Source organism: Tenacibaculum sp. AWR4_210, from assembly GCF_056160945.1.
Genome location: NZ_JBSWYF010000077.1, coordinates 1 through 300 on the forward strand (window position 1 = coordinate 1; position 300 = coordinate 300).

Consider the following 300-nt stretch of genomic DNA (forward strand, 5'->3'; position numbering starts at 1 on the left):
GTGTTCCGTTAGTTCCCGCATTTGGTAAAGCTTGCTCGCTTACCACTACCTGAGCCGTTGCTGCTGTGGTACATGGTGCCGTTGCTGCTACTGTATATGTATAGGTATTAGCCCCTGCTAATGCTGGTGACCAAGTTCCGCCTGTAGCTGGACTTCCGCCTAAGGCTGCAAATAATTGCCCTGATGTTACAGTGCTTCCTGCACAGATGGTGAGTGTTCCGTTAGTTCCCGCATTTGGTAAGGCTTGTTCGCTTACCACTACCTGAGCCGTTGCTGCTGTGGTACATGGTGCGGTTGCTG

Annotated in this window: 1 protein-coding gene; it reads right to left on the bottom strand. The window is 51.7% G+C overall.

Features of this window, described 5'->3' with window-relative positions; genetic code table 11:
- A partial coding sequence (locus ACXAG7_RS20095; protein WP_476667946.1) for a hypothetical protein occupies window positions 1-300 on the bottom strand: 300 nt, incomplete at both ends.